27 protein-coding genes and 1 riboswitch are annotated in these 26,695 nt (G+C 64.6%); of the genes, 13 read left to right on the forward strand and 14 right to left on the reverse strand.

Annotated features, from left to right (window positions below; translation table 11 throughout):
• The coding region (locus GGQ68_RS06225; RefSeq protein ID WP_183964118.1) for an FAD-dependent oxidoreductase at positions 1-146 on the reverse strand (146 nt) is incomplete at its 3' end.
• A gap of 166 nt (positions 147-312) precedes the next feature.
• Here GGQ68_RS06225 and GGQ68_RS06230 point away from each other — a divergent pair.
• Together GGQ68_RS06230 and GGQ68_RS24245 are read left to right on the forward strand one after the other, a co-directional pair.
• Positions 313-663, forward strand: a complete 351-nt coding sequence (locus tag GGQ68_RS06230; RefSeq protein WP_246429285.1) for a winged helix-turn-helix transcriptional regulator — start codon at positions 313-315, stop codon at positions 661-663.
• The gene (locus tag GGQ68_RS24245) at positions 635-796 is read left to right on the forward strand and encodes a hypothetical protein (protein ID WP_246429286.1); all 162 of its coding nucleotides are present in this window, start codon (positions 635-637) and stop codon (positions 794-796) included. Before GGQ68_RS06230 ends, GGQ68_RS24245 begins: the two co-directional genes overlap by 29 nt.
• Positions 797-1,032: 236 nt before the next feature.
• Here the strand turns inward: GGQ68_RS24245 and GGQ68_RS06235 are convergent, their stop codons facing one another.
• Positions 1,033-1,863, reverse strand: coding sequence for a GNAT family N-acetyltransferase (locus GGQ68_RS06235; protein WP_183964120.1), 831 nt, complete (start codon positions 1,861-1,863; stop codon positions 1,033-1,035).
• Positions 1,864-3,071: 1,208 nt separating this feature from the next.
• Between GGQ68_RS06235 and GGQ68_RS06240 the strand changes: the two genes are divergently transcribed.
• Positions 3,072-5,345, forward strand: coding sequence for a methyl-accepting chemotaxis protein (locus tag GGQ68_RS06240; RefSeq protein WP_183964122.1), 2,274 nt, complete (start codon positions 3,072-3,074; stop codon positions 5,343-5,345).
• A gap of 476 nt (positions 5,346-5,821) precedes the next feature.
• On the opposite strand, the gene GGQ68_RS06245 is transcribed toward GGQ68_RS06240, so the two are convergent.
• From GGQ68_RS06245 to GGQ68_RS06260, 4 genes are all read right to left on the reverse strand, one after another.
• Complete coding sequence (locus GGQ68_RS06245; protein ID WP_246429287.1) at positions 5,822-6,799, reverse strand: ABC transporter substrate-binding protein; 978 nt, start codon at positions 6,797-6,799, stop codon at positions 5,822-5,824.
• Positions 6,796-7,536: an ABC transporter ATP-binding protein gene (locus tag GGQ68_RS06250; RefSeq protein WP_183964124.1), complete on the reverse strand. Its 741-nt coding sequence runs from the start codon at positions 7,534-7,536 to the stop codon at positions 6,796-6,798. Before GGQ68_RS06250 ends, GGQ68_RS06245 begins: the two co-directional genes overlap by 4 nt.
• The gene (locus GGQ68_RS06255; protein WP_183964126.1) at positions 7,529-8,290 is read right to left on the reverse strand and encodes an ABC transporter permease; all 762 of its coding nucleotides are present in this window, start codon (positions 8,288-8,290) and stop codon (positions 7,529-7,531) included. The genes GGQ68_RS06250 and GGQ68_RS06255 overlap by 8 nt, the downstream gene beginning before the upstream one ends.
• A 45-nt stretch (positions 8,291-8,335) precedes the next feature.
• The gene (locus GGQ68_RS06260) at positions 8,336-8,947 is read right to left on the reverse strand and encodes a YkoF family thiamine/hydroxymethylpyrimidine-binding protein (protein WP_183964129.1); all 612 of its coding nucleotides are present in this window, start codon (positions 8,945-8,947) and stop codon (positions 8,336-8,338) included.
• Positions 8,940-9,045, reverse strand: a riboswitch (TPP riboswitch). (Overlaps the previous gene by 8 nt.)
• 570 nt (positions 9,046-9,615) lie before the next feature.
• Here GGQ68_RS06260 and GGQ68_RS06265 point away from each other — a divergent pair.
• Genes GGQ68_RS06265 through GGQ68_RS06290 form a run of 6 tightly spaced genes read left to right on the forward strand, consistent with a single transcriptional unit; the run spans position 9,616 to position 14,064 of the window.
• Positions 9,616-10,215, forward strand: a complete 600-nt coding sequence (locus GGQ68_RS06265) for a hypothetical protein (RefSeq protein ID WP_183964131.1) — start codon at positions 9,616-9,618, stop codon at positions 10,213-10,215.
• On the forward strand, positions 10,212-10,886 hold the full coding sequence (locus GGQ68_RS06270) for an ABC transporter ATP-binding protein (RefSeq protein ID WP_183964133.1): 675 nt from the start codon (positions 10,212-10,214) through the stop codon (positions 10,884-10,886). The genes GGQ68_RS06265 and GGQ68_RS06270 overlap by 4 nt, the downstream gene beginning before the upstream one ends.
• Positions 10,883-12,037, forward strand: coding sequence for an ABC transporter permease (locus tag GGQ68_RS06275; protein WP_183964135.1), 1,155 nt, complete (start codon positions 10,883-10,885; stop codon positions 12,035-12,037). The genes GGQ68_RS06270 and GGQ68_RS06275 overlap by 4 nt, the downstream gene beginning before the upstream one ends.
• A 28-nt stretch (positions 12,038-12,065) precedes the next feature.
• Positions 12,066-12,830, forward strand: coding sequence for a DUF4198 domain-containing protein (locus tag GGQ68_RS06280; protein ID WP_183964137.1), 765 nt, complete (start codon positions 12,066-12,068; stop codon positions 12,828-12,830).
• Positions 12,827-13,186 carry a hypothetical protein gene (locus GGQ68_RS06285; protein WP_183964139.1) on the forward strand — a complete coding sequence of 120 codons (360 nt, stop codon included), beginning with the start codon at positions 12,827-12,829 and terminating at the stop codon, positions 13,184-13,186. The genes GGQ68_RS06280 and GGQ68_RS06285 overlap by 4 nt, the downstream gene beginning before the upstream one ends.
• Positions 13,186-14,064: a metal ABC transporter substrate-binding protein gene (locus GGQ68_RS06290; RefSeq protein ID WP_183964141.1), complete on the forward strand. Its 879-nt coding sequence runs from the start codon at positions 13,186-13,188 to the stop codon at positions 14,062-14,064. The genes GGQ68_RS06285 and GGQ68_RS06290 overlap by 1 nt, the downstream gene beginning before the upstream one ends.
• Before the next feature lie 287 nt (positions 14,065-14,351).
• On the opposite strand, the gene GGQ68_RS06295 is transcribed toward GGQ68_RS06290, so the two are convergent.
• The 7 genes from GGQ68_RS06295 to GGQ68_RS06325 are packed head-to-tail and all read right to left on the reverse strand — an operon-like array spanning position 14,352 to position 21,175.
• Positions 14,352-15,797: an ABC transporter ATP-binding protein gene (locus tag GGQ68_RS06295; protein WP_183964143.1), complete on the reverse strand. Its 1,446-nt coding sequence runs from the start codon at positions 15,795-15,797 to the stop codon at positions 14,352-14,354.
• Positions 15,794-16,609, reverse strand: coding sequence for an ABC transporter permease (locus GGQ68_RS06300; RefSeq protein ID WP_183964145.1), 816 nt, complete (start codon positions 16,607-16,609; stop codon positions 15,794-15,796). Before GGQ68_RS06300 ends, GGQ68_RS06295 begins: the two co-directional genes overlap by 4 nt.
• Positions 16,606-17,547 carry an ABC transporter permease gene (locus GGQ68_RS06305; protein WP_183964147.1) on the reverse strand — a complete coding sequence of 314 codons (942 nt, stop codon included), beginning with the start codon at positions 17,545-17,547 and terminating at the stop codon, positions 16,606-16,608. The genes GGQ68_RS06300 and GGQ68_RS06305 overlap by 4 nt, the downstream gene beginning before the upstream one ends.
• On the reverse strand, positions 17,544-19,052 hold the full coding sequence (locus GGQ68_RS06310) for an ABC transporter substrate-binding protein (protein ID WP_183964148.1): 1,509 nt from the start codon (positions 19,050-19,052) through the stop codon (positions 17,544-17,546). Before GGQ68_RS06310 ends, GGQ68_RS06305 begins: the two co-directional genes overlap by 4 nt.
• Before the next feature lie 22 nt (positions 19,053-19,074).
• Entirely contained in the window at positions 19,075-19,359 is a 285-nt protein-coding gene (locus GGQ68_RS06315) for a DUF6525 family protein (RefSeq protein WP_183964150.1), read from the reverse strand.
• Positions 19,359-19,970, reverse strand: coding sequence for a DUF1826 domain-containing protein (locus GGQ68_RS06320; protein ID WP_183964152.1), 612 nt, complete (start codon positions 19,968-19,970; stop codon positions 19,359-19,361). Before GGQ68_RS06320 ends, GGQ68_RS06315 begins: the two co-directional genes overlap by 1 nt.
• Entirely contained in the window at positions 19,970-21,175 is a 1,206-nt protein-coding gene (locus GGQ68_RS06325) for a GTP-binding protein (RefSeq protein WP_183964155.1), read from the reverse strand. Before GGQ68_RS06325 ends, GGQ68_RS06320 begins: the two co-directional genes overlap by 1 nt.
• Before the next feature lie 288 nt (positions 21,176-21,463).
• On the opposite strand from GGQ68_RS06325, the gene GGQ68_RS06330 reads away from it, so the two are divergent.
• A complete protein-coding gene (locus GGQ68_RS06330) occupies positions 21,464-21,814 on the forward strand; it encodes a hypothetical protein (RefSeq protein WP_183964157.1) in 351 nt (116 codons plus the stop codon).
• A gap of 83 nt (positions 21,815-21,897) precedes the next feature.
• Positions 21,898-23,304 (forward strand): PepSY-associated TM helix domain-containing protein, encoded by a 1,407-nt coding sequence (locus tag GGQ68_RS06335; protein WP_183964159.1) that lies wholly within the window; start codon positions 21,898-21,900, stop codon positions 23,302-23,304.
• Between the two features lie 256 nt (positions 23,305-23,560).
• On the opposite strand, the gene GGQ68_RS06340 is transcribed toward GGQ68_RS06335, so the two are convergent.
• The gene (locus GGQ68_RS06340) at positions 23,561-24,271 is read right to left on the reverse strand and encodes a TetR/AcrR family transcriptional regulator (RefSeq protein WP_183964161.1); all 711 of its coding nucleotides are present in this window, start codon (positions 24,269-24,271) and stop codon (positions 23,561-23,563) included.
• Between the two features lie 125 nt (positions 24,272-24,396).
• Here GGQ68_RS06340 and GGQ68_RS06345 point away from each other — a divergent pair, with 125 nt between their 5' ends.
• Positions 24,397-24,666 carry a hypothetical protein gene (locus tag GGQ68_RS06345; protein ID WP_183964163.1) on the forward strand — a complete coding sequence of 90 codons (270 nt, stop codon included), beginning with the start codon at positions 24,397-24,399 and terminating at the stop codon, positions 24,664-24,666.
• A complete protein-coding gene (locus GGQ68_RS06350) occupies positions 24,663-26,546 on the forward strand; it encodes a bifunctional sugar phosphate isomerase/epimerase/4-hydroxyphenylpyruvate dioxygenase family protein (RefSeq protein WP_183964165.1) in 1,884 nt (627 codons plus the stop codon). The genes GGQ68_RS06345 and GGQ68_RS06350 overlap by 4 nt, the downstream gene beginning before the upstream one ends.
• Positions 26,547-26,695: the final 149 nt, after the last annotated feature.

Genomic DNA, 26,695 nt, shown 5'->3' on the forward strand with positions numbered 1-26,695 from the left:
CCCTTTTCGACCAGCACGACGTTCTGGCCTTCCCGCGCCAACCACCAGGCGGCACAGACGCCGACGATGCCGCCACCGATCACGACGCAATCGGCATCTTTGGGAAGGATGGTGGATGTAACCACCGCCAGGCGTGGTGCGGACATGAGCGATCCTTTCGTTTGGCTAAAGCCTATCTGCAGGAATAGAGCAGGGTGTCCCGCAATGGATGGCGCAAATGGCACCTTTAGTTGAAACCGGATGAGTAACGAGCATGAGCCGGAAATCCTGCGGGGGCTCTTCTGACCATACCGAGGAGGAAAAGCAAATGCGATGACGCGGGCCTGCACGCTCGACCGGACGGACGTGAAGCGCCTCACTGTGCTGCAACGCAATGGCTGGATCACGAACCTCGAGCTGGCCGAAAAGGTTAACCAGTCGCCATCCCCCTTTCTGTTGCGTGTGAAAAAGCTGCTGAATGCGGGCTATTCGCCTTGGATCGACTTGGGGTGCCTTGGCTCGCGCATGATGGTGTTTACCGACTTCACGCTCAAGAACCTCAGGCAGATCGATTTCGCGTGCTTCCAAGAGGCGCTGGAAAAAAATCGATGCCTGTGTGAAATGCCATCTGGTGTCCGGTGGATGCGACTTACTTGTGCCGTTGGTCACTGGCTGGATCGATGATTGCCCGCCCATCGTGGAGGCGCTGGGCGAGCAGAACCCGGGCATCGACAAGTATTTCAGTTTCGTCGTGCTCAAGACCCTCTTTGCGCGCCAGCACTTTGATCTGACGAGCCTTTTCGGTGACCCCGATTGATCCATCGCCAACAGCCGCGTGCGGGGCAGGGACAGACAGCAGACCAGCAGGTCGGTCCGGGCAAAGCCGTCGATCAGCTCTCGTCCGTCGGCATCTGTGCGGGTGTGCGATCACCAAGCGTCCCCCGCGCGGCTTCTGATCCCGGAAGGAAGACACCGGAGGGACGAGATGGCGTCGGTCCAGTTCGGCAAGGGACTTGGCGCGGGGGGCTTGGTCAGCATTGTCACGACCTTTTGTCAGCCATGGGCTTGGGAGATCATGGCGTGCGTCTGGTAATCGCCGTCGGTTCGGGCCTTGGGATTGCGGACCATGCTTGTGCCGCCGCCGACCACCGTCAGCCCCAGCTCCTCGACAAAAGGAACGAGGCCCCTTTCTTCGATCAGGTCGATCCGCAGGAACCGGCCCTGCATATGGTTCACCCCGGCCGCGATGAGCGACCGTGCAGCGGTGGCATCCCGCGCGACCACCGGGCCAAGAACATGTCCCTTGCCGAACCGGCGCAGGATGGCAAAGCCGCCGGTGGTGGTCAGCGTCTCGCCGCTGTCTGCAATCCGCGAAAGGAGCGGCCCGCGCGCCATCCCGCTGGCCTCTGTATCCATTTCTGCCAGCTTGTGGAGGTTTGCAGGCGCAAAGGTCACCGGCAGTTCCGGGGTCGCGGCACAGGCTGTCCCTTGCAACTGCACCACATGCCCGCAGTCCTCAAACCCCAGCTTGCGGTAAAGCGGAAGACCGTCCTGGGGGGCGACAAGGCGCATTTCGCGGTCCCGGGCAAGGGTGATCACGTGCTCCATCAACCTGCGTCCCAGCCCCCGGCCGCGCATCGCCGCGTCGGCGATGATCATGTTCACGGCGGCCACGGGACCGAACAGAGAACACAGCGCCGTGCCCATGACCCGGCCGTCGGCCACGGCGGCAACCCCTTGGGATATTGCCAGATGTAGCTTCCAGTCTTCGATCCGGTGGGGCCATTGCACGGCTTGCGACTGGCCCTGCGCCTCGGGGAGATGCGCCTCGGCGAAGGGCACAAGCTCGATCGCGGGAGAGGGCGAGGAGACAACTTGGGTCATGGCGGAATTCTTTCATATCTGTCCGCAATCTTGTGATCCTACGACAGTATCTGTCGCGTGATCGCAAGGGCGCGCGGCAGGTTTCGCCAAAACGGGTGGTGCAGGGCATCCGAACGGCGTTGACCACCCGGCCGCCGTAGCTGGCCACCACGCCGATGAGCCTGCCCAGAACGGCGGCCATAACCAACCAGCAGCGAAATGCGTCTCGCTGTCAGCGGTCGTGCTGCGATGTCGCATCCCAACGGATCGGTGCCAAGGTAATGTTGTCCTGTCAGCCGGCGGCGCAAACCGCGCCCGCTGGTCTATCTGCTGGGAACGTAAGGCAGCAAATAGGGGCCGAGGACGCAGGCGAGCGCGAATTGCGACAGGGGACCTCCCGGAATCAGGATTAGCACGGTGAAACCGATGACCGAACCTGATCGTCGGCACCTCGGCGGCGAGGTTCGCAACGAAATTGCCGTCGGGGGTGATGCGGCACAGCGCGTCGAACAGGGAGACTGCAACGTCATCAGCGGTATAGATGCGTGGCATCCAGCGGGATGAACACCGTCGGTTTCTGCGACAATCCGACCCCTATCCGGCCAGTAGGCCCGGACGGCACAGTCTGGGCGAAGGCTGGTTTCCTCAGCAGGTTTGGCGTCATCATGCACGCTTTGAACAGCCACACATGCCGAAGACCCACCACCGCACGGCCGGATCGGTTGGACAAAGACCGGGTGAACGCAACTTTTCCCAAAGACGGTGGTCCTCAACAAAAACGTCGTTCAGGTGTTTGCGAAACACAGGCGGTCCCCTGACCGGCTGCACATGCTTACAGGTCTGATCCCGAAATGAATGGTTGGGCCGAACCTTCCGGAAAGAGAGGCAGGTCGCGGGCATTCGGACGTCAGCCGGTTCAGGCAACCACGCGGGGAACGCGTCAGCCGGCGAACGGGAGCCAGTCGTGCCTGAACGCTGCCGGGCATTCAAGGTGAGAGAGAAGGCGCAGGAACGCCCGCAAGCCTGACATTTACACATGGAGGGCAGGGTCGCAGGACAAGGAATGGCACAGATAATGGTTTTCCGCGTCTGTTAAACAAGCCGCTAATCAGTCCGGATTTACATAAGATGCTTTGGTTTATGTTTGGTCAGAGCCGGAATCCTAACAGTTTTGCAAGCTCCCGCTGATACCGAACAGGAGAATGTCGGAGCAGGGAGAGCGCTCAATCATGACTAATTTCTTCAAGACTGTAACCGGCAAAATGGTCGTCGCGACCGGTATCTCGATAACACTCATCTTGGCCGGCTACATCAGCTACAGCGGATGGAGTGCATCACACCAGGCTGATCGCCAAGTTATGGCGCTCGCGACCGAAACAGCCGGGGAAATTGCGCAAACCGTTGCTGTACAAATCACCGAAGCAACCTCGGCCGGTGCCGCGATCAGCGGGACACTGGCCGGCTACATGTCTACCGGGAACGCCACGAACGCGAACATGATCGAGATGTTGCGCGGTGTTCCGATGCAGTATGACATTGTTTTTTCTGCGTGGATGGCCGGGTTGCCCAACGGAGCAACCGATGCCTATTTGACCGGCTCCGAGGGACGGAATGCTGACGGTGTCTTCACACCTTACTGGACAAAGTCCGAACAAGGCGGCCTGGAATTCTCGACCTTCAGCGTCGACCCCACCTCCCAGTGGTTTTCTGTGCCGGTGGATACGGAAGAAGGATTGATTACAGAGCCTTACCTGTCAGGTGAAGGGCGTCTTCTCACGTCTGTCTCGGTCCCCGTTGTCGTCGATGGACAAACGGTTGGCGTCGCAGGTGTGGACATCGTTTTGACAGACCTGACCACGATGCTCGCCACACTTGAAACATTTGACGGCGGACGCGTCATGCTCGTGGACAGCGAGGGGAAGTGGCTGGCCAATCCAGACGAGGCCAACCTGACGCAACCTTATGCCGACGTGGGATCGGACGTGGTCAACGCTGCACTGACGAATGGCACGCCCCAGGTGATCAAGGGGCTGCCGGACGGCGCAACACGGTTGGTGTACCCCTTCACGGCCCCGGGTATGAACACGACCTGGGCAACGATCTTGGATGTTCCAGAAGCCGTTTTTTCCACGCCTGTTCATGATGCTGTCTTTGAAGCTATCTCGGGCGGACTTTTGATTCTGATCATGTCGCTCTGTACGATCTACTTCACGGCGCGCGCGCTGGTAGGGCGGCCACTCGGGGTTATGCTGGTTTCGATCAACAAGCTTGCCGCAGGACAGTACACCGAGGAGGTGCGCGGAACCGATGGCCGTGACGATGTCGGGACCATGGCCGCTTCGGTAGAGGCCTTGCGGGTTCGCCTGCTCGAGAAAGAAGGGCTGGAGCAGGAACAGGAGCGCCAGCAAGAAGAGCAGGCGCGCGTCGTCGAGACGTTGGCCAAAGGCTTGCAGGGACTTGCAAATGGCGACCTGTCGCAGACAATCGAGACCGAGTTCTCGGGATCGTACGACGCACTGCGCGAAGATTTCAACCTGACCGTCACCACACTCAATGACATTATGGCAAATCTATCTGAAAGCATCGTGGCAATACGCTCGCGGTCTGACGAAATCAGCATTGGGTCAGATGAACTGGCACGACGGACGGAAAGCCAGGCGGCCACTCTGGAACAAACGGTGGCTGCTTTGGATCAAATGACAACGTCGGTGAAAGCCGCTGCGAAGACCGCTGCGAATGCCGAACACGACATGTCCGAGGCGCGCAAGACGGCCGAAAACTCGGGCGAGATCGTCCGAGATGCGGTCACTGCCATGTCTGAAATCGAGAAGTCCTCTGAAGCGATCACGCAAATCATCAATGTCATCGAAGACATCGCGTTTCAGACAAATCTCTTGGCGCTGAATGCTGGTGTCGAGGCCGCGCGCGCCGGCGAGGTCGGGCGCGGTTTCGCTGTTGTCGCGTCTGACGTTCTGAGCCTCGCACAGAGATCGTCAGAATCCGCAAATGATATCAGGCGCTTGATCGATTCCAGTTCAGCGCAGGTGGCCAATGGCGTTGAGTTGGTCAACCGTGCGGGGGCGTCCCTCACAGATATCGTCAAGCGCGTCGCCCAGGTTGCGGACGAGATGTCAGACATCGCGTCAGGTGCAGAGGAACAGTCCGTTGGCCTGGGGGAAATCAACGTCGCGGCCACACATCTTGACCAGGTTACGCAACACAATGCGGCTATGGTTGAGGAAACATCTGCCGCAGCCGCAACCCTTCAGCACGAGGCGACCTCTCTCGAAAACCAGGTTGGCCGTTTCAACTTGCGCGCTGTCGATCGTCACCGTCAGGGGGTGGCGCCGGGGGCTTCCAAGGTATCAAAGCCCTCGGAGGTTCCGGCAGAGACTGGCCCTTCAGAAACCATGAAGGCCTTTTCTCAAACTCCGCAAAGACACGACGAAAGCAGCGCAGTTGCGGAGAAAAAGGTTGCAAATGGCTCTTGGTCCGAATTCTGAACCAAGTCCGAAGCTGGCGCTCAGAAGCGGTACGGACGTCAGGCGGATCAGCATTCGGATCAGGGGGCCGGGTTTGATCGAGGGGCGCTCGTGTCGCTGTAGAAACCGCGCATCTCTTCGTGAAGGCCATTCAGGGAGGCTATCAATGCCCCGGAGAGGAGGACCGGCAGGACTGGGAAACGAGAGGGCGCGCTTATGGAACAACCGATCATGAACCTTCTGCCGTCCTAGCATCGCCAACCTTGCAAGACCCCGTAATCCGACGGAACGAGAAGCCCGTGCTCAACCAAGCAAAGAGATTTTCAACAACATCACCCCATGCGTCGTTGGACGGCAAACGAAAAGGGCAGGGGCCATCGCGGCCACTCCGCCCCTGCCTCGTCATGAATGACGTATAGGTGCTGCCGATGCCAATCGCGGAGACAGAACACCGCGATCACTGTTCCCGTTTGTTCCCCGGCGTTACTGTCGCACGCTCACTCAGCCATCCAGCCTTGATCGAACCAGTCCGATACGGTGCCGGGCCAGACGAGAGGCGCCCCATCGGTCCCGCGCAACACACCGCTATCGTAGAGGAAACGCGCCATCGTCGTCAGTCGCGCCTCGTCGATCCGGCCCACTGAGGTCGTACCGTCGGTCAGGTAATTGCCCTCGTCGATCACCCGCATCGAACCGCGAACGAGGTCTTCGTTGGGGAAATCTCCGGCGGCAATCAGGATCTCTGCCGCGGCCTGTGGATGTTCGGCGGCCCAGGTGTAGCCCTTTGCGGTGGCTTTCATGAAGGCATCGACCGTTTCGGGGTCGCTCTCGAGCATTGCAGTCCGGCTCCCGATATAGCCGCCCTGGGGTTCGGGCACGCCGTAATCCGAATAGATGAAATGCGACTGCTCGCGCCCGAGAAGATCGCTGTTCACCCCTTCCCAGGTGGCCACCTCCAATGTGAAATCCACGGCGCCCGTGGCCAGCGCTTCGTAGGCGCCCGTGCCCAGCGTCACGGTGTCGTAATCGGCTGTGCCGCCATCGTTTTCGATCATTGTCGAGATCAGCGCATCCTCCCAGGCGCTCCCGAAGCCGGCATAGGTCTTGCCTTCCAGATCGGCTGGGCGGGTGATGTCGGCGTTGTTGCTGTCATAGACCAGCCGGCCGGCCTCGCGCTGCATCGTGACCCAAAGCGCGGTGATGTCCGCGCCGCCAGCCTTGGCGCTCATGAACCCCAGCGCGGTCATGTAGGCGAAATCCACCGCACCGGCGGCAAGCAACGCGGTCGATGCGGTGTCGGAGTAGGGCAGGATATCGACCTGCAGTCCGGCGTCAGCGAAATATCCTTTCTCGCGCGCGACAACCAGACCGATGTGGTTCGTGTTCAGGGTCCAGTCCAGCGCGATGGTGACGTCCTCGGCCTGGGCCATCGAGGCCACGAGGCATGGCAAAAGGCTCAGCGTCATGATTTTCATGGGGTTTCCTTCAAGAGCATGGATTTCAGGGTCGAACGGATGTCGGCCAGCGTGGCCTCGCTGCGGTCGGCGCGCGGGGTGGAAATGGGAATGTCGGCGATGATGCGGCCGGGACCGCCGGCCATGACGAGAATGCGGTCGGCCATTTGCGTGGCCTCGTAGAGGTCGTGGGTCACCATCAGGACGGCCCGCGGGCGTTCGGCCAGCCGGTCGATCAGCCAGTCCTGCATCTGTAACCGTGTCACCGCATCCAGCGCCGAAAAGGGTTCGTCCAGCAACAGAATGCGCGCGTCCTGAACGATGGTCCGCAGAAAGGCCGCCCTTTGACGCATCCCGCCGGACAGCTGGTCGGGAAAACTGTCCTCATGGCCGTCCAACCCGAACGCCGGAAACAGACGCCGCACCCGGTCACGCGCCGTGCGCCGCTCCATCCCCCTGATTTCCAACCCAAGGCGCGCGTTCTCGCAAATCGTGAGCCACGGGAAAAGCGTATCCTGCTGCGGCTGATATGCGATGGCGTCATGCGGCAGCTCGACGGTCTGGCCGTCCAGATGCAGGTCACCTTTGGTTTGCAATTCCGGCGCCAGAACGCCGGCAAGCCATTTGATCACCGAACTCTTGCCGCAGCCTGATGGGCCGATCAGACACGTCAGGCTGCCCTCGACAAGGTCGAGCGACACATCCTCGACCAGCGGATCTGACCCGGCACGCACCGTAAGACCTTGCAGCTCAAGCATGCGCGTTCCTCCGGTACCGGCGGCCCGTGGCCCGTTCGATCCCGTGGATGATCGCCAGAAGCGCAAGCGTGAGACAGGCCGACACCAACACCGCCGACAGCACGAGATCCGCCCGGAAGTTGTTCTTTGCCGACAGGATGTAGATGCCGAGCCCCTGCCGCGCGCCGGCATATTCGGCAAAGATCGTGGCAACGATGGCATAGGTCGCCGAAATCCTGAGCCCGGAAAAGAAATGCCCCCGCGCAGAGGGAAGCGTGGCCCGGCGATAGACTGTCCACGGTGTCGCCCCCATGGAGACCAGCTGATCGCGAAACGGACGCGGCAGGCTCGCGTAGCCGGCGACAAGGCTGACCACCATCGGGAAGAAGGTGACCAGGATCACCAGCAGCACCTTGGGCAGCAGGCCGAAGCCGAACCAAAGCACCATCAGCGGGGCAAGGGCGACGATCGGCACGGTCTGGCTGGCGACCAGAAGCGGCAGCAGCCCCCGGCGCAGCCAGCCCGAGAAGTGAAGCACGATGGAAACAGCGAAAGCGAACAGCACCGACAGGCCAAAGCCCACGCCCGCGACACCCAGTGTGGCCGCAGCGTGCCGCGCGATCGCGGACCGCTCGACCAACAGCCCATTCACGACGTCGCTCGGCGCGGGCAACACAAGCGGCGAGGCATCCGTCAGCGCGACATAGCCTTCCCAGCCGCCAAGAAAGACGCAGATGACCACAAGGGCCGGTAGGATCTGACCGAGATACTTCATGACAAGCCTGTCGCGGGCGCATGATGCCCGCGTGTGGCAGCCCGCTCAGCCGAGGCTGGGGCTGTTGGCCGAGGCTGTCAGGTCGATGGTCACATGGCCTTCTGCCGGGCCGAACCGCAGAAAGGCCTGGCGCAGCGTCTCGAACACCGCGCCCGCATCACCGCGCAACCGCGTGCAGAAATTCTTGGACCGCAGGAACGTGCCGCTGTCTTTCAGGAAGTCGATGCAGCCGTAGATTTCGTCCATATGGCCACCCGCGCCCATGACATAGAGCGAGAATTGCACATCTATCCCGACACCCATATCGGGCGCATCCTTCACGGCGTGCGCCGCCAGTGTCTGCCGCTCGGCCAAGGATTGATCCTGCGCGCGCGCAAGCGTGTCGCACCGGCAATTGGGATCATCCGGCTCACCGGGGCAACCGCGCGACAGGGTCACGTGCATGGTCACATGTTCGGGCCGTTTTGCGGCGGCGGAGAACAGGTCCCGGATCGCGTCGAACAGCGGTCCGGGGGCGCCGACCATGAGCGTCGACATGTCGTCGGTCTCGATTCTCAGGTCGGATTTATAGGGGGACAGGGCGTCCAGCCCGGTGGTGATGACGTCCACGAAATCGGAAGTCATCGGATAAAGTGACACTTGCGCGCCTATGAACATGGTAGCACCTCGCTCCGCTGGCATTATCCAGATCAGCTGTGAAGGGTTCACGCATGTCGCGCATCTCAGCTCCGCTCGGAGCACCCCCGGTTATATGCGCGTACCATTGTTCAACCGGCATTTGATGTCAACCGATTGTCTTTGCATCAGTTTGAAACGCTTGGCTGCACGCGCGGAACGAAGCCAATCTCAGCCATGCTCGTCATGCGTTGGTCTGCAAGCGGCCACACATTGTGTCACTCAAGCGAGCCGAGGTCGGTGCCGTGTCTAAGGTGCGCTTTCTCGCCCGGCTGCGGGGATGACCTGCGCGAATCTTTCTGGCGGAACGGCGCGCGAATTTCCGGCCGTGTGCCGGCCGCAAGACCGTTCCCACCACCCAAACCAACAGGTGACAATGGCCGGACAGCTCAGAAAGCGGTCTTTGGACCATCCCATGCGATGTGTGGGGGCAGGGCGACCTGAGCAAAGCAATGCAAACGCGCATGACGTGGAAAAGGCAGGCCCTATGATTGACCGCCCTCCGCCGACCGAAAGAAACCGGTTTGCCGGGCGTGCGGCACGATCCGGCTTGGCGGCCTTTCTGCAACCCCAGACCAAGCCGGGGAAGTGGAGACACCTTGCGCATGATCCCACGGGCTCTACACTCTGACGGGACGGGAAGAGGGCTCATGCGCGACATCATTCGAAACACCATCGCGGGGGCGTTGCTTCTGACGGGGCTGGGCGTCGGGGCCTGGCCCTATCTTGTGTCCGGCACGTCCGACGTCAGCAGTTCCGACTCCATGTCCCGGCAGGAATTCTCGCAGAACAGCCCGCTGCTGCTGCCGGGCATCCTCGCCGATGTCTACACCGCCTTCGGAGAGACGGAGGAGGCCGCGATCTACGACAAGCTGGCCGAGGTCGCCACGGGGGACGCGCTGGAGCAGCTCTACCTCGAACGGGTCGGCGCAATGGCCGGGGGCGGCCTGAACCCCGATCAGGAAATCCACGAAGTGTCGCTGTTGGGGATGAGCGCGCGACCGTCCGGCGAAACGGTGAACATCTCGGCCCGCTGGCGGGTGCTGGGGGTCGTGGGTCACGCCGAACATATGCACATGCGCGGCAACGCCTACGCAGCGGATCTGAGGTTCGCCGCGACGGATGGGCGCTGGAAGATCGCGGGTTTCGATCTGACGGACGTGGACCGCACGGATGCCGGAACGCTGGAACGCAACGCCGATGCGCCGGGCAACACCCCCCCGGTCGCCCCATCGGAGCAGGAGAGTTGATCCACGCCCGCGACCTGACCTTTGCCTACCCGCGCGCCGGGTTTGCGCTGAACGTGTCAGCCCTCGACGTGGCCAAGGGCGAGCGCGTCGGCATCATCGGACCCAGCGGCACGGGCAAGACCACGCTGCTGAACCTTGTCGCCGGGCTCGCACAGCCGGACACCGGCGCCTTGAAGGTGGCGGACCACGATCTGACCGCGCTGGACGACGGCGGGCGCAGGCGGTTTCGCGCGGCGCAGATCGGCTTCATCTTCCAGACCTTCGCGCTGGTCGATTACCTGAACGCCTTCGAGAATATCCTGTACCCTTACCGCGTCGGCCTTGGCCTGACGCTCGATCGTGATGTCCGCAACCGGGCGCAGGCACTGGCCGAGGCCTGCGGCATCGCGCATCGCCTGAAAAGCCATCCGAACGCGCTGTCAGGCGGCGAACAGCAGCGCGTTGCCATCTGCCGCGCATTGATAACGCAGCCGGGGCTGATCCTCGCCGATGAGGCGACCGGCAACCTCGACCCCGAGACCAAGGAAGTCATCCTCGACGTGCTCTTTGCCCGCGCCGCCGAACAGGGGGCAACCGTGCTGGCCGTGACGCATGACCACGATCTGCTGCCGCGCTTTGATCGGGTGATCGACTTCGCCACCCTGCGCCAGCCCGCGGAGCAGACCTCTTGAACGCTCTTTTCCTCGCCTTCGCCCACCTGCGCTGGACATGGGCGCGCAGCCTTGTGCTGATCCTTGTGGGCGCGCTGATCCTTGCGGTGCCGATGGTGACCCAGACTTTGCTGCGCGGGTCCGAAGATGCCCTGACGCGCCGGGCCGAAGCGACGCCGCTGGTGCTGGGGGCGCGTGGCAGCCAGCTCGATCTGGTGATGGGGGCGGTCTATTTCTCCGAGGACCGCGCGCAGCCGATCACCCGCGCCGCCGAGGATGCCGTCTGGGACAGTGGTCTTGGCCTGCCCATCCCGCTCAACACCGCCTTCCAGACGAATGGTGCGCGGATTGTCGGCACCTCGCTGGATTACTTCGACTTTCGCGGGCTGACCCTGGCCGAGGGGCGGCAGATGGCCATCCTCGGGGAGGCGGTGCTCGGCGCGGACGTGGCGCAGCGGCTGGCGCTCGGGCCCGGCGATACGGTGGTCTCTGCGCCAGAGAACCTGTTTGATCTCGACGGGGTCTACCCGCTGGAGCTGCAGATCACCGGCGTTCTCGAACCGACCGGCACCCCCGACGACGAGGCGGTGTTCACCGATGTGAAGACGGCCTGGGTGATCGCGGGCATCGGCCACGGCCATGACGACGTGGTCACGGCGGACGCCGACGGCAACGTGACCGCCAACGCCGCCATCACGGAGTTCCAGCGCATCACGCCGGAGAACATCGACAGCTTTCACTTCCACGGCGCCGCCGGCGGCTACCCGCTGTCCGCCGTGATCGTCGCGCCCTACGACACCCGCTCCGGCACGATCCTGCGTGGCCGCTACCTCGATCCGGAGAACCCGGTGCAGTTGACTGACCCGTCCGAGGTCATCGCAGGGCTGGTGGACCGCATCTTCCGCATCGCGGCGCTGCTCGACGCGGTGACGGTCATCATCGGCATTGCCGCATTGGGCGCCATCGGCCTGTCGCTTTTCCTCGCATGGAGCCTGCGCGCCCCCGAAATGCAGACCGCTCGTCGCCTTGGCGCGGGGCGGTTCACGATCCTGCGACTGGCCACCGCAGAGATCGCAATACTTCTGAGTTGTGCCATGGTGTTGGCGGCAGGTATCGTCCTCGTCGTAAACGCGAATGGCGATCAACTCGTCGCCTGGCTGCTGGCCTTCTAAATTCGCAAACCCCAGAACGGAGCCCTTCATGAAAACCTTCCTGACCGCCGCCGCCCTGCTGGCCTCTGCCACCACCGCCTCGGCGCATTACGGCATGATCATCCCTTCGGACAACATGCCGGGACAGGAGGACGGGCGCAGCGTCGATCTGACCCTGTCGTTCTCGCATCCTTTCGAGGGCGTCGGCATGGAACTGGACAAGCCCGTTGCCTTCACCGTCACCCACGAGGGCGAAACAACCGATCTGCTCGACACGCTGACCGAGGCGCAGGTGATGGACCACGCGGCCTTCGCCACCGAATACCGGATGGAACGGCCCGGCACCTACGTCTTCGCGATGGAGCCGCAGCCCTACTGGGAGCCGGAGGAAGACGCCTTCATCACCCATTTCACCAAGACCTACGTGTCGGCCTACGGCGATGACGAGGGCTGGGACACGGAACTGGGCCTGAAGACAGAGATCGTGCCGCTGTCCAAGCCTTTCGCGCTGTGGGACGGCAACGTGTTTCAGGGCATCGTGAAGCTCGACGGCGAGGCTGTCCCTTATGCCGAGGTCGAGGTCGAATATTACAACGAGGACGGCAGCGCCACCGCGCCCTCCGACCTGATGATCACCCAGACGGTGAAGGCCGACGCCGATGGCGTCTTTACCTATGCCGCACCGACAGACGGATGGTGGGGCTTTGCCGCGCTGAACACCGCCGAGGAACCGATGCAACACGAGGGCGAGGACAAGGCGCATGAACTCGGCGCCGTGATCTGGGTCCACTTCGAGCCGTGGACCACGCAGTGATCCGCCCGCTTGCCATAACTTTCGCCATGGTCGCAGCCCTCCCGGCTGCGGCACATGACCTGCGGGTCTTTGCATCTGTTGCCGGGGACACCGTGACCGTCGAGTCCACCTTTTCCTCGGGACGTGTCCCGACCGAGGGAGAGGTGCGCGTGCTGGATGCCGGGAACGTTCTGCTGATGACGCTGGACATCGGGGCCGAGGGGATGACCCGCTTCGACCTGCCAGACGGCGCGGCGGACAGCGGCCTGATGATCGAGGTCGATGTCAGCGAAGGCCATTCCGACTACTGGATGCTGACGCCCGACGATATCGCTTACGGCCAGACGCATTCGCAGACCAAGGACGAGACCAACTGATGCTGAAACGCCTCTGCCTTGCTGCCGCGCTGGCGGCCTCCGCTGCCTCCGCACAGGACCGCCCCGTCGTGGCAACCGTGAACTATCCGCTGGCCTGGATGGCGGAGCGGCTGGGCGGCGGCGCGGTGGAGGTTCTTTTCCCGGTGCCAGTGGGGCAGGATCCGTCGCTTTGGCGGCCCGGCCTGTCGGACATCGCCGCGATTCAGCAGGCCGCCGTCATCGCGCTGAACGGCGCGGGCTATGCGCCCTGGACTGCGCGCAGTTCCCTGCCGCGCTCGCGGATCGTCGACACCTCGGTGGGCTTTTCCGATGCCTATATCGCGACGCAATCCGTGACCCACAGCCACGGCGCGGACGGGGAGCATTCCCACGAGGGCACCGCAAGCTACACCTGGCTCGACTTTGCACAGGCCGCACAGCAGTCTGAAGCGCTGGCCACCATGATGGAGCGCCGCATCCCCGAGCTTGCCGATACGCTGGCGGACACGCTGCCCGCGCTGCAATCCGATCTCGCGGCGCTGGACGCGCAGGCCCGCAGCGAACTTGCCGGACTGAAAGGCCAGACCATCCTCGCCACCCATCCGCGATACCAGTATCTCGCGCGCGCCTACGGGCTGGAGATCGCCGCGCTGGAATGGGAGGCCGGCGCCATGCCGACCGACGCACAATGGACCGAGCTGTCCGAGTTGAGCGAGGCCAAAGGCGCGACCCTGCTGCTCTGGGAGGCCGCGCCGCCGGCCGGGGCCATCGACCGCGCGCAGGAGATGGGCATTGCCTCCACCGTCTTTGCGCCGTTGGCGAACCGTCCCGCAGAGGGAGATTTCCTTTCCGCTATGCGCGCGGCGATCACGTCTCTGGCAGAGGCTACTCAGCGGTAAGTGGCGATCTTGTCCGCCGAAAGCGTCCGCCGCGTCGGCCAGTTGCGTCCAGCTCGTGGCGGTGCCGCACATGCCCGCCACCGGGGCAGGCGCGGAGGGGGCGTCTGAAGGTGTCCTTGTCGCGGTGACAAAAGGCGCTGATGCGAGGGTGGCGGGGGAACGTGCATGCTGGCGCCCCCGATGAACGCGGTGGTCCCCGCGACCTGATAACCCAGCGCAATGAAAATCCCGCCAGACCGTATGGTCTGACGGGACTGGTCACGACCTTTCATGCAGGGCCTATGCGGTCAATGAGGCGCTGTTGCGACCGACGCGGCGTCGGGTTGCGGTTCAGGCAAAACAGTCTTTCCCAGCGGTAGCACGGCGTCTGCCGTATTGCGCACCAGTGCCGCGTCGTGGCTCACGAGCAGGATCGCGGTGCCCTCGGTCATGGCGATCTCGCCCAGCATCCCGATGACCCTGGCTTGCGTGATCGGGTCGAGGCGCGAGGTTGGCTCATCGGCAAAGATCAGGGCGGGTCGCCGCAGAAGCGCCCTCAGGATCGACAACCGCTGCAGCTCGCCGCCAGAAACCGCGCCGGGACGCCGCTCCAGCAGAGTGGGCGACAGGCCAAGCTGCTCCAACAGAGGCGCCACGCGCGCGCTTTCCCCGGTCATGCGTGCCACGTCGTTCAGGGTTTCCCCAAGCCTGCGCTTGCGTGGGAAGGCCGCGACGGGGTCCTGATACAGCTTTTGAAAGCCGTGCGGCCCAATGTCGGCGCGCCGCGTGACGGTCCCGGCGGCGGGCGCGACCAGCCCCAGCACCGCATCGCCCAGCGTGGACTTGCCGCAACCAGACGGCCCGGTGATGCCGAAGACACCGCCGGCCGCTACGTCAAAGCCCACCCCGGAGAACAGCTCTCGCCCGCCGCGCGCGACCGACAGGCCGTGCACGTCCACGACCGGCGGGCCGTCTCGCCGGCTTGGCGCACGACGCGTCCAGCTTTCGGGATCGGCGGCAAGGAGGGCCCGGGTGTATGCCTCGCGAGCGGCGCTCATGACCGTTTCGGTCGCGCCGGTTTCGACCACCTTGCCTTGGCGCAGGACGATCATCTGACCGCCCATGCGCCGCGCCAGCGCCAGATCGTGCGTGATGACCAGAAGGCCACCGTTGTCGCCCATCTCTGACAGCAGCAGGTCAGCCACATCGTCGCGACGCGCGGCGTCCAGCCCCTTCGTTGGCTCGTCGGCGATGACGATGCCCGCACCACCGGCGCGCGCCGCCGCGATGGCCACGCGCTGCGCCATGCCGCCCGACAGCTGGTGCGGATAGTGCCGTGCCGCGGCGGTCAGCCCCAACTGCCCAAGGTCCGACGACGCCCGCGCCTTTGCATCCGCAGCGGACAGGCCGCGCACCAGCCGATGTGCCTCGGTGACCTGCGTCCCCGCGCGCATCAAGGGATCGAGCGATAGCCACGGCTCCTGCGGAAGCACGCTGATCTCCCGCCCCCAGAGGCCGCGAAAGCGGCGTGGCTCACTGGCGGACAAGGTGTGTGCGCCGATCCGCACCTCGCCCTGCGCCCGCAATCCGGCGGGCAGCGTGCCCATGATCGCCTGCGCCATCAGGCTTTTGCCCGATCCGGTTTCGCCCAGAATGATCAGCGGCTCGCCGGGGGTCACGGTCAGCGACAGCGGCTCCAGCAGGGTTTGCGCACCATCCCGGACGGTGATGTCAGTTGCAGTCAGAAAGCTCATGTTTCGCGGCTCCCGGCCAAAAGGGTAAGGCCCAGAAGCAGGGCAAAGGTGGCGATCGCCGGCGACAGCAGCGCCAGCGGAGCTTCGCGCCAGTAGGGCAGAAGTTCGACCATCATCAGCCCCAGTTCCGGCGTCGGCGCGCGCATCCCCACATGGACAAAGCCGAGCGCCGCGATGGCCATGATGGCAGTCGCGATGCCAAAGGCAGCTGTGGTCAGCATCAGCGGCGCGATCTCCGGCCAGACGTGGGTGCGGAAGATATACGGCGCGCGAAACCCCAGCAGGCGCGCCGCCTCGACCGACGGCGACACCAGCACCTCGCGCGTGGCGGCGCGGGTGAGGCGGTAGAATTCGACCCAAAGCACCAGCGACAGGCCGATCCAGAAGCCCGTCGCCGTGCCCGGCACCATGGCCAGCACGATCAGCACCAGCAGCAGTCCGGGCAGCGCCAGCAACGCATCCGCCAGGGTGGTCAGGACCGTGTCGACCCATCCGCCCATCGCGGCGGACAGCGTGCCGAGGATCAACCCCGCCGCACCGGCCGTCAGCACCGCTGCGAGCGCGATCAGCGGCGACAGCATCAGCGCCGCACACAGCCGATGAAAGACCGAGCGGCCCAAGTGGTCATACCCCAACGGCGCCGTGGCCTCGGGGCCGGAGAGCGCCTTGAGCAAGGATTGCGCCAGCGGGTCCCCGGGGATCAGAAGCGGCCCGATCAGGGCGACCGCCGCGACGAGGATCACCAGCGACGCGCCAAGGCTGCGCGCCACGGGCAAGCGGGCGGGTTGTGTATAGAGTTCAGCGGTGCTCATGCCCTTGCCTCCGTTTCTCCGCGCGGGTCGATGCGCCGCACGATCAGGTCGATACAGGTGTTGACGAGCACGAAGCCCAGCCCCAGCACCAGCGCAGTGCCCTGCACCATGGGCACGTCGCGGGAAAAGATCGCATGCACCAGCGCATGACCGATCCCCGGCCAGCCAAAGATCGCTTCGATGACCACGACGCCTTCGACCAGGGTCACGAATTGCAGCCCGAGGTAGGTCAGCAGCGGCACAGAGACGTTGCGCAGCCCGTGGCGCATCAGCACCTCGCGGCGCGACAACCCCTTCCATTCGGCGAACCGCCAGAACGGCATGTCCGCGATCCGCGCCATGGCGTCCCGCGCGATGCGGGCGTTCACGGCGGCCAGACCCAGCGCGAGCGTCAGGCTCGGCAGGATGAAATGGCGCGCCTCGCCATGTCCGGCGGCGGGCAGAAGGCGCAGCTGTACCGCCAGGAGCACGATCAGGATCAGGGCCAGCAGGAACTGCGGTACCGCCTTCAGCCCGGTTGAAACGACCAACAGGCATCGATCCAGCACGCCCCCCGGACGCAGCCCCGCAAGGATCCCCAACGGCGGCCCGATCAGCACCGACAGCAACAGCGCGATCCCGGCCAGCGCGGCAGAGGCGCCCAGCTGATGCGCGATCTCGTGCATCACGGGCTGGCCACTCACCAGCGAGGTGCCGAAGTCCAGCGTCAGCAAATCGCCCAGCCATTGCAGCAGCGCGGGCAGGGCGGGGCCGTCAAGGCCCAGCTCGCTGCGCACCGCCTCGGCGGCGGCGGCATCGACATTGTCATAGCCGTAGCGACCGGCGGCGATGCGCCAGGCGGCATCCCCCGGCAGGCTGCGCATCATGACAAAAGTCGCGGTCCCGATCAGGACGGCCACCACAACCGCCTGAACCAGACGTGATGTCAGCGCCTTCATTCTGCCCACCGCAGGTCCTGCAGACCAAAGCTGCGTTCAAACGGGTCGATGATCGCGCCTTCGACGGCGTTCGACACCGCCAGCGTCTGGCGATACCAGGCGATGGGGATCACCGGCAGCTCGTCTTGCAGGATCGCCGCGGCCTTGGCCTTGTCAGCCGGCGCACCACCGTCGCGCGCGATATGGGCGACCAGCGTGGCAAACGCCTCGTTGTTCCAGTTCATCGCGCCCCAGTCGCCGTTGCCGACATAGTCCGACCGCACGGTGCCGATGGGATCGGGGATCAACGAGAAATTCCGCGCGATCAGCGCAAGGTCGAGAGAGCCGTCCTGATGCCCCGCAGGAATGGCCGAGGAATTGGTGGAGTTGATCGTCACATCGACGCCCAGGACGCGGAACTGTTGCTCAAGCACAGAGGCCACCAGCGGCAGCTCGGGGCGGTCGGGGTAGGTTGTGAGGGTCAACGCGAACCGTTCGCCGTCGCGGGTCAGAATGCCGTCCGGGCCGGGCGTCCAGCCGAGGTCCGCGAGTGTCGCCCTGGCCGCGTCGACGTCATAGGTCAGCGGTGCGGCGGCGTCGTCATGCCAGCCTGCCAGCGATGGCGGGAACAGCTGGTCGGCACCCTCGGGGTAACGCAGCACTGCCTTGGCAATGCCTTCCCGGTCGATGGCCTGGCTCAGCGCCCGTCGCGCTCGTGGATCGGACAAGAAGGGGTGGCCCGCGTTCACCTTGATCAAAAGAGTGCGCGGAATGGCGGTGGACAAAACCTCGACCCCGTCGACCATGCCGAGCCGCGCCACCGATGCCGGATCAAGGCCAAAGACGAAATCCGCATCACCGGACTCGGCCATGAGCGCGCGGGTCTCGACCCGGCTGACGCCGGAATAGGCCACGTTCGGGATGTGCGCCGCCGTACCCCAATAGGCGTCGAACGCCGTGGCATCGAGGCTGAGCGGCGCGTCCATCGAGGTAACCATGTACGGCCCCGTGCCGATGATCGCGACGCCGCTGCCGTCCTCGGCGTAGGAGGCGGGCGCAAGGATCTGCGCGCGGAACTCCGCAAGATAGGCAGGCAGCGCCGCCATCGGCTCGGACAGGGTGATCTCCACCGCGCCCTCCGCAGCGGTGATCCCGGTGATCGGCAGACCGTTCAGCGGGCCGGGCTTGGCGCGCGCGATCTCCAGCGCGTTGACCACGGCGGCGGCATCCATGGCGGTGCCATCGTGAAAGGTAACGTCCTCGCGCAGCGTGAAGGTCCAGTTCAGGCCGTCCTCCGAAGAAGACCAGTCGGTCGCCAGTCCCGGCGTCAGCCTGCCGTCAGGGTCGGCGTTGACCAGCGTCTCGGTCAGCCCCATGCGGGTGAAGACGAAGCCGGAGGTCGAGGCTTCCGGCCCCTTGATCTCGTATTGTGCGGCGACGTTCAGCGTGTCGTCCTGCGCAAGGGCGGGGAGCGGGGCAAAGGGAGCCGCGCCAAGCAGCGCAGCTGTGAGGGGGAGGTGTTTCATTCAGTCCTCTGGGTCGTTGATGTCAGTGTTGGGAGTGCGCGTGGCCGGACAGCCCGCGCGGCAGGGTTTCGCGGGCGAGGCAGGCGGCCTCGGCACGGGTCAGGCGGTCGAGCACGGTGTCCACGGTCTCGCCACGCTGTCTGGCGCGGGTCCAGATGCGGCGGCAGGAGGCCGGCGACCAGGGCAGCGCGGCCTCTGCCATCCAGCGGCGCAGCGGCGCAGGCAGCGCGTCGTAGGCCCGCATCGGGTCACCGTTGCGGCGGCGTCGGCGCTGGCGGACCTCCCCAAGGTTCGAGGCGCGATCCATCAGCACGCCCCCAAATCGTCCACCGGGTCGATCACCAGCAAAAGGCGCGGTGCGCCGTCCGTCGCGGGCGGCGAACGATGCACGATTCCCGCCAGGTCCCGCCCCGGCCAAAGCGCGCCGCGAAAGGCCCCGACGCTGCCGCGCGCCATGTGATGCACCGACTGCGCGCCGCCGTTCGCGTCCATCGGCCCGAACTCCGTGCCCGGCCCACGCAGGGTACACAGCACGCGGCCCGGAACCGCATCCACGTGCCACTTCGGGCAGGGCTGGCCCGCGCTGACGGACAGGCGCACCTCCAGCATCGGCGCGGCGAGCGCCATGGTCGCCTGCCGGGCAATGGTTGCAACCTCTTCGGCCAGGGCATCCGCACACTCCGTCGCACCCGCCTCGCGGCAGGCCGCGCGCACCGCGTCTGCGACCTTCGCGCTCGGAAGCGTCCGCCGCATCCGTGGCAGCTGTTCCAGCGGCAAACCGTCCAGCCAGGCCGCCAGTCCATCGGGCAACCCGCGCTGCCACAACGCCAGCGATACGCCCTCCGCCCCAAGTGTGAGCAACACCCGCGGGTCGGGGCTGGCGTTCATCGCCGTCGCGATCCTTGGCAGGTCCAGCATCACGCGGCCTCCTCGGCACGGCGCCAGAGCGGGAAGGGGTCGGGCAGGTCCGGCAGGTCGTCGGGTCCGGTCGCACCGTCCAGCAGGCAGGCGTCCAGCCGCCGCTGCAAGTCGGGCCAGTCGATGCCCGCGCCGATAAACACCAGCTCCTGCCGCCGGTCGCCCCAGGGTTCCTGCCAGTGCGCAGCCATATAGGCCCGCGCGCTGTCATGTTGCGGACGTCGCGCCTCCGGCACAGAGGCCCACCACGTCCCAAGCGGCGTCACGCCCGACAGCGCCCCGGCCAACGAGAATTCCGCCACCCAATCGGGGCGCGTGGCGATCCAGAAATGCCCCTTGGCGCGGATCACGCCGGGCAGGTCGCCCTGCAGGACCGCCATGATACGCTCCGGCACGAAAGGCGCGCGGGCGCGATAGACGTGGCTGGTGACGCCGTATTCCTCGGTCTCCGGCGTGTGATCCGCGAAACCGTAAAGCTCCTTGGCCCACATCGGGTGCTCATGGGCACGCTCGAAATCGAAAAGCCCGGTGTCCAACACGGCCTCCGCAGGCACGTCCGAATGATCCGCCTCGATGATCCTTGCATCGGCGTTGAGCGCGCGGATGATCTTGCGCGCGGCATCGACGCGGTCAGGCCCGGCATCGGTCACCTTGTTCAGCACCACCACATCGGCGAATTCGATCTGGTCGGTGAGCAGATGCACGAGGGTGCGTTCATCACCTTCTCCCGCCGTCTCTCCGCGATCCGCCAGGAAATCATGGCTGGAGAAATCGCGCAAAAGGTTCACCGCATCGACCACGGTCACCATCGTGTCCAGCCGCGCCACATCGGACAGGCTGTGGCCGGTCTCGTCACGGAACTCAAAGGTCGCCGCCACAGGCAGTGGTTCGGACACGCCGGTGGATTCGATCACCAGGCTGTCAAACCGCCCCTCGGAGGCCAGGCGCGCCACCTCGGCCAGCAGGTCATCGCGCAGCGTGCAGCAGATGCAACCGTTCGACATTTCGACCAGCGTCTCGTCGGTGCGGCTGAGCTGCGTGTCGGCGCGCACGAGGTCGGCGTCGATGTTGACCTCGGACATGTCGTTGACGATCACCGCCACCCGGCGACCGTTGCGATTGTTCAGGACACGGTTGAGCAACGTGGTCTTTCCCGCGCCCAGAAAGCCGGACAATACCGTAACCGGAAGCCTGTGATCTTGCATCTCGAACCCTTTCATTCAGGCGCAGAGAGCCACGCCTCCCGCCACGGCGGGCGGGAGGTCTGCGCCGAGTTTTCGTTTCGTCATTGCTGTCGGCCGCAAGGGGCCATCCCCGCCAAGCCACTGACTTGCGGAGGGAAATTCATGGGCCTTATCGGCCGTTTCAGTGTGTTATTGTATAACGTTACAAGCCCGCAAGCAGTTTTTTTCGCCCTCGCAGCAAATCGCGGATCGGCGCAAAGGTACTTTTCCATCTTTCCCAAAGACGGGCAGGGTGGCATAAGCCGCGCCATGTCGACCCGCGTGCCCCTGATCTGCGTCCTTGTGCTTGGCCTGTGCCTTGCGCTCACGAGCGTTGTCTCGGCGATGCTGATGGCGCCGGAGCAGGGCGACCGGGAGCGCGCGATCTTTGTCATGACATTCGGAGAGGGCGACCTCTGTGCCGATCACGACGGACACGGCACGCACGAGCACCGTTGCCCCTTCTGCCACGCCACGCCGCAAGCCCCCGAGCTGAGCGCGCCGACCCTGGAGCTGGCCTTCGCGCCGCACGACCTCTGGCGGCAGGGCGAGGCACTGCATCGCGCAGCCCAGGGCCGCAACATCAATCATTCCACGCGGGCACCGCCCCGGATCGTCTGAAACAGACCTGATCCATCGCACCCTGTTTCGCGGGGTGCTGCCTGCTTCATGCCCGTCGCTGACGGGACAGTTGGAATGTTCACATGACTGACACTTCAAACCGCGCGGCCAGTTCCGCGCTTTATCGCGCTGTCTGGCGCTGGCACTTCATCGCGGGGCTCATCGTCCTGCCCTTCGTCCTCATTCTCGCCGTCACCGGCGGCGTCTATCTCTTCAAGGACGAGATCAACAACGTTGCACATGCGGACCTGCGCTTTACCAACGCGCGGACCGAGAGCCTGCCACCCTCCGGCATCGTCGCCGCAGCCCTCGAAGCGCATCCCGGAACGGTCAAGGCCTACACGCCGGCCCCGGCAGCGGACCGCAGCGCCGAGATCGACATCGTTGACGACGAAGGGATGCGCAACACCGTCTACGTCGACCCTGCCGACGGGCGCGTTCTGGGCACACTGTGGGATGGCGGCGCGGCGGGAAGCCCGGCCATGTACGTGGTGCGCAAGCTGCATTCGCTGGAATACATCGGCTGGTTCGGCAATCGCCTGATCGAGGCCGCCGCCGGCTGGATGGTCCTGCTGGTCGCCAGTGGCATATTCTTGTGGCTGCCGCGCGGGCGCAAGGTCGGCACGGTCCGGATCAAGGCCCGCAAGGGCCGCCCCTGGTGGCGCGACCTGCATGCGGTCACCGGGATCTACACCGGTGGTTTCATCATTTTCCTCGCCATGACGGGCCTGCCATGGTCCGGCGTCTGGGGCGGGAAATTCTACGACACGGCCTATGCTTTGGGCCTCGGCATGCCTGACGGCTACTGGTCGGACAAACCCCTCTCGAGTGTGCCCACCAAGGACGTTGTCGACCGTGCCCCCTGGATCATGGAGCAGCAGCCCATTCCGATGTCCGACAGCGGCAATGCGCACGCCGGCCACGGGGCAGGTGCGGCGGCGATCCCCGAGGGCGATGCGGTCTCGCTTCCGGTCCTCGATGACGCGGTCGCAACGGTGGAGCGTCTGGGCATCGTGCCGGGCTATGCCGTCACCTTCCCGAGTGGGCCGACCGGGGTCTTCACCGCGTCGGTTTACCCCGATGACATCACCTACGAACGGGTCATCCACCTTGATCGCTACTCCGGCGAGGTGCTTTACGACGCAGGGCTCGAAGATCTCGGCACGCTCGGTCGCTGGGCCGAGTGGGGGATCAGCGTCCACATGGGCCAGGAATGGGGGCTGCTGAACCAGCTGGTTCTGGCGCTGGCCTGCGCCGCCATGGTCGGGCTCTGCGTCTCGGCCGCCACGATGTGGTGGAAGCGCCGCCCCTCCGGTGCGCTCGGCGTGCCTCAGGTCCCGGCAGACTGGCGCATTCCGCGTACCCTGTTGGTCATGGCCATTGCCGCGGGGATCTTCTTTCCGCTGGTGGGGCTGTCGATGCTTCTGCTCGTGCTGGTGGAACTTCTGGCCTATTTCCGTGATCGCCATCTGTCGGCCACGCGGGCGTAAGCGATCAGTTTGCGTATAGGGCCGCTGTCTGCCCTCCGGGCACGTGCCCTCTGAACAGTGCCGCCAGTGTAACGCTGGCGGCACTGTCTTTCGGGGCAAAGGGCTGCAAGCGGCCATCTCGCCAAAGGCGAGGGGCTCACTCTTCATCCAAAGACAGGCTGATATGGCCCTGACTTTCCCGGATGCCCGACAGACCTATCCCTTGGGTTCAAATGACCTCTGACGGACGCGCGCCAGCGACACGCCTGCCTCGGGATCACTCGGTCGGCGTGTCGCTGTCCGGGATCGCCCCTCTGGAGCGTATGCCATGCAGGGCGGAGGGCTTTAGCGCGGTGGCGAGGATGCTTTCCACGATCTGCGCCCGCAAACGCGCCTGCGCCTTTTCCTCGAACAGGTCGGGGCCGAAGATTGCGGAAAAGGTCGGGCGGTTCGACAGGTTGAAGAAGCTCGCGGCGCTGATCTGCCAGTGCAGCGCAACCGCGTCGAGGTCAGACCGGAAAAGCCCGGCATCCTGCCCGCGTCGACAGATGTCTTCGAGCTTTTCGATCGCTGTCACGTTCATGTCCCGGATGATCTGCGACGCCGCGAGGTTCTCGGCGTTGTGGATGTTCTCGATCATCACCATTCGGATGAAATCCGCGGACTTGCGGTGGTGGTCAAAGGTGAAGGCCACGAGCCGCGCCAGCGCCTCGTCCGGGGGCAGATCGGCCAGATCCAGCGCGGCCTCTCCCTCGCGCACGGTCATATAGGCCGTTTCCAGCGCCTTGGTGTAGAGGCCGAGCTTGTCACCGAAGTAATAATAAATCATCCGCTTCGATGTGCGGGTACGCGAAGCGATGGTTTCGATCCGGGCGCCGGACAGCCCCTTCGCCGCGAATTCCGTCAGGGCCACGGAGAGGATATCTCGTTGCACTGCCTCGGGATTCTGCCTCCAGCTGCGGCGCTCTGCCTCGGTATTCTTTTCCATGCGACCCTCCACTCCGACGCATTAGCACATGCAAAATGGACACGTCAGTCCCTTTTTCCTTGACGAATTGTACCGTGCGGAACAATTTGAGCGCAAGAATTTTGGAAAGGGAGCTCCGCGCGTCCATGAATCTCGAACAATCGCCAGAAACAGGTGTGGACCGCGGCCAGACGGTGCTGAAACTGGGCCTTGTCGGTCGTGGCATCCAGTTGTCGCGCACCCCGGCAATGCACGAGGCCGAGGCAAAGGCCCACGGCCTGACCTGTCGCTACGATCTTCTTGATACCGACGCGGACACCAAAGACGACCTTGCCGCCATCCTGGCCCAGGCCGACGCCGACCGGATGCGCCAGACGTTTCAAAGCCTCGCGCCGACCGAGGGAGAACTTGTATGAAAACGGGCATCGCCACAGTGTCGATCTCGGGCAACCTCGAGGAAAAGATCGAGGCCATCGCCGAGGCCGGTTTCACAGGGATCGAGATTTTCGAGCAGGATTTCATAGCCGATATCCGCAGCCCCGCCGCCGTCGGGCGCCGTATCCGGGAAAGCGGGCTGGAGGTCATGCTCTTCCAGCCGTTCCGCGACTTCGAGGGTTTGCCCACGGCGCTGCGGGCCAAGGCCTTCGAGCGCGCGCGGCGCAAGTTTGACGTCATGCAGGAGCTGGGCTGCGAGCTGATGCTGATATGCTCGTCGGTGCATCCCGAGGCGCTTGGCGGCATCGACCGCGCCGCAGGGGATCTGGCCGAACTGGGCGATCTGGCGGCGTCGCGGGGCTTGCGGGTCGGGTACGAGGCGCTGGCCTGGGGCCGTCACGTGAACGACCATCGCGATGCGTGGGAAATCGTGCGGCGGGCGGATCATCCGAACGTGGGGCTGGTCCTGGACAGTTTTCACACCCTGGCCCGCGGGATCGACCCCGAAACCATCCGACGCATTCCGGGCGACAAGATCTTCTTCGTGCAGCTGGCGGACGCGCCCGCCATCGAAATGGACTTGCTCTACTGGTCCCGGCACTTCCGCAACATGCCCGGCGAAGGCGACCTGCGGGTCACCGACTTCATGCGCGCCGTCATGGCGACGGGCTACGCAGGGCCGGTCAGCCTCGAAATCTTCAACGACCAGTTCCGCGGCGGCAGCCCGAAAACCATCGCCCGCGATGGCTACCGCTCGCTGATCGCGCTGATGGACGACGTGCGGCGCCAGGAACCGGAGGCCATGTCGGGCGTGCCGCCATTGCCCGCCCCGGTCAGCGTGCATGACACCGCGTTCATCGAGTTCGCAGCTCAGGGGGCGGCCCTGACCGCACTGGAAGACTTGCTTGCAAGCCTCGGGTTCCAGCGCAGGGGACGACACGTTTCAAAGGCGGTGACGCTTTGGCAGCAGGGCAACATCCGGTTCCTGCTGAATGCCGAGACGACGGGCCACGCCGCCAATGCCTGGACTGTCCGGGGCACGACGATCTGCGACATCGGTCTTTCTGTGGCCTCCGCCGAAGACACGGTGATCCGCGCAGAGGCTTTGGGCGCCCAGCCGTTTTCGCAGCCCATCGGCCCCGGAGAGATGCCCATCCCGGCGATCCGCGGCCTTGGCGGCAGCGTCATGCATCTGATCAGCGAAGGCGCGCTTTCGGATGTGTGGGATGTGGACTTCCTGCCCGAGGATGCGGCCACGCCAGAGGCCGGCCTCACCCGCGTCGACCATATCGCCCAGACCATGAGCTATGACGAAATGCTGTCGTGGTCTCTGTTCTGGACCACGCTTTTCGACATGCAGAAAGCGCCGATGGTTGACGTGGTCGACCCCGACGGGCTGATCCGAAGCCGGGCCATCGCGGCGCCCGACGGCGCGGCACGCATCACGCTGAACGGCGCAGAGTCGCACAAGACCCTCGCAGGCTCGTTCCTGGCAGACGGGCTGGGCGCAACGATCCAGCACGTAGCGCTGGCCACGAACGATATCTTCGCCACCGCCGAGGCTCTGAAAGCGCGCGGATTTGAGGCGCTGCCGCTGTCACCGAACTACTTCGACGACCTATCGGCGCGCTTTGACCTGCAGCCGGAGCAACTCGACCGCATGCGCGCCGCGAGCATCCTGTATGACGCCGACGAGCACGGGGAGTTCTTCCAGTTCTACTCGAAACCATTCGCCGGCCAGATGTTCTTTGAAGTCGTCGAGCGTCGCGGCGGATATGCTGGCTACGGCGCCCCCAACGCCCCGTTCCGCATCGCGGCCCTCAAGCGTTTGCAGCGCGCCAAGGATATGCCAACGGTCTAGAAAACACAGGGCTTTTGGGAAGGGGCCTATAAAAATCACGACATGCCATCGGAGAACCGATGTCATCAACGACAGGTGGGAACGGATGATCTTTTCCGTCCTGCTGGTCGGCATATATGGCGGCGTCACCACCCCGACCGAAGCCGCAG

The organism is Sagittula marina (assembly GCF_014196795.1).
GTDB lineage: Bacteria > Pseudomonadota > Alphaproteobacteria > Rhodobacterales > Rhodobacteraceae > Sagittula > Sagittula marina.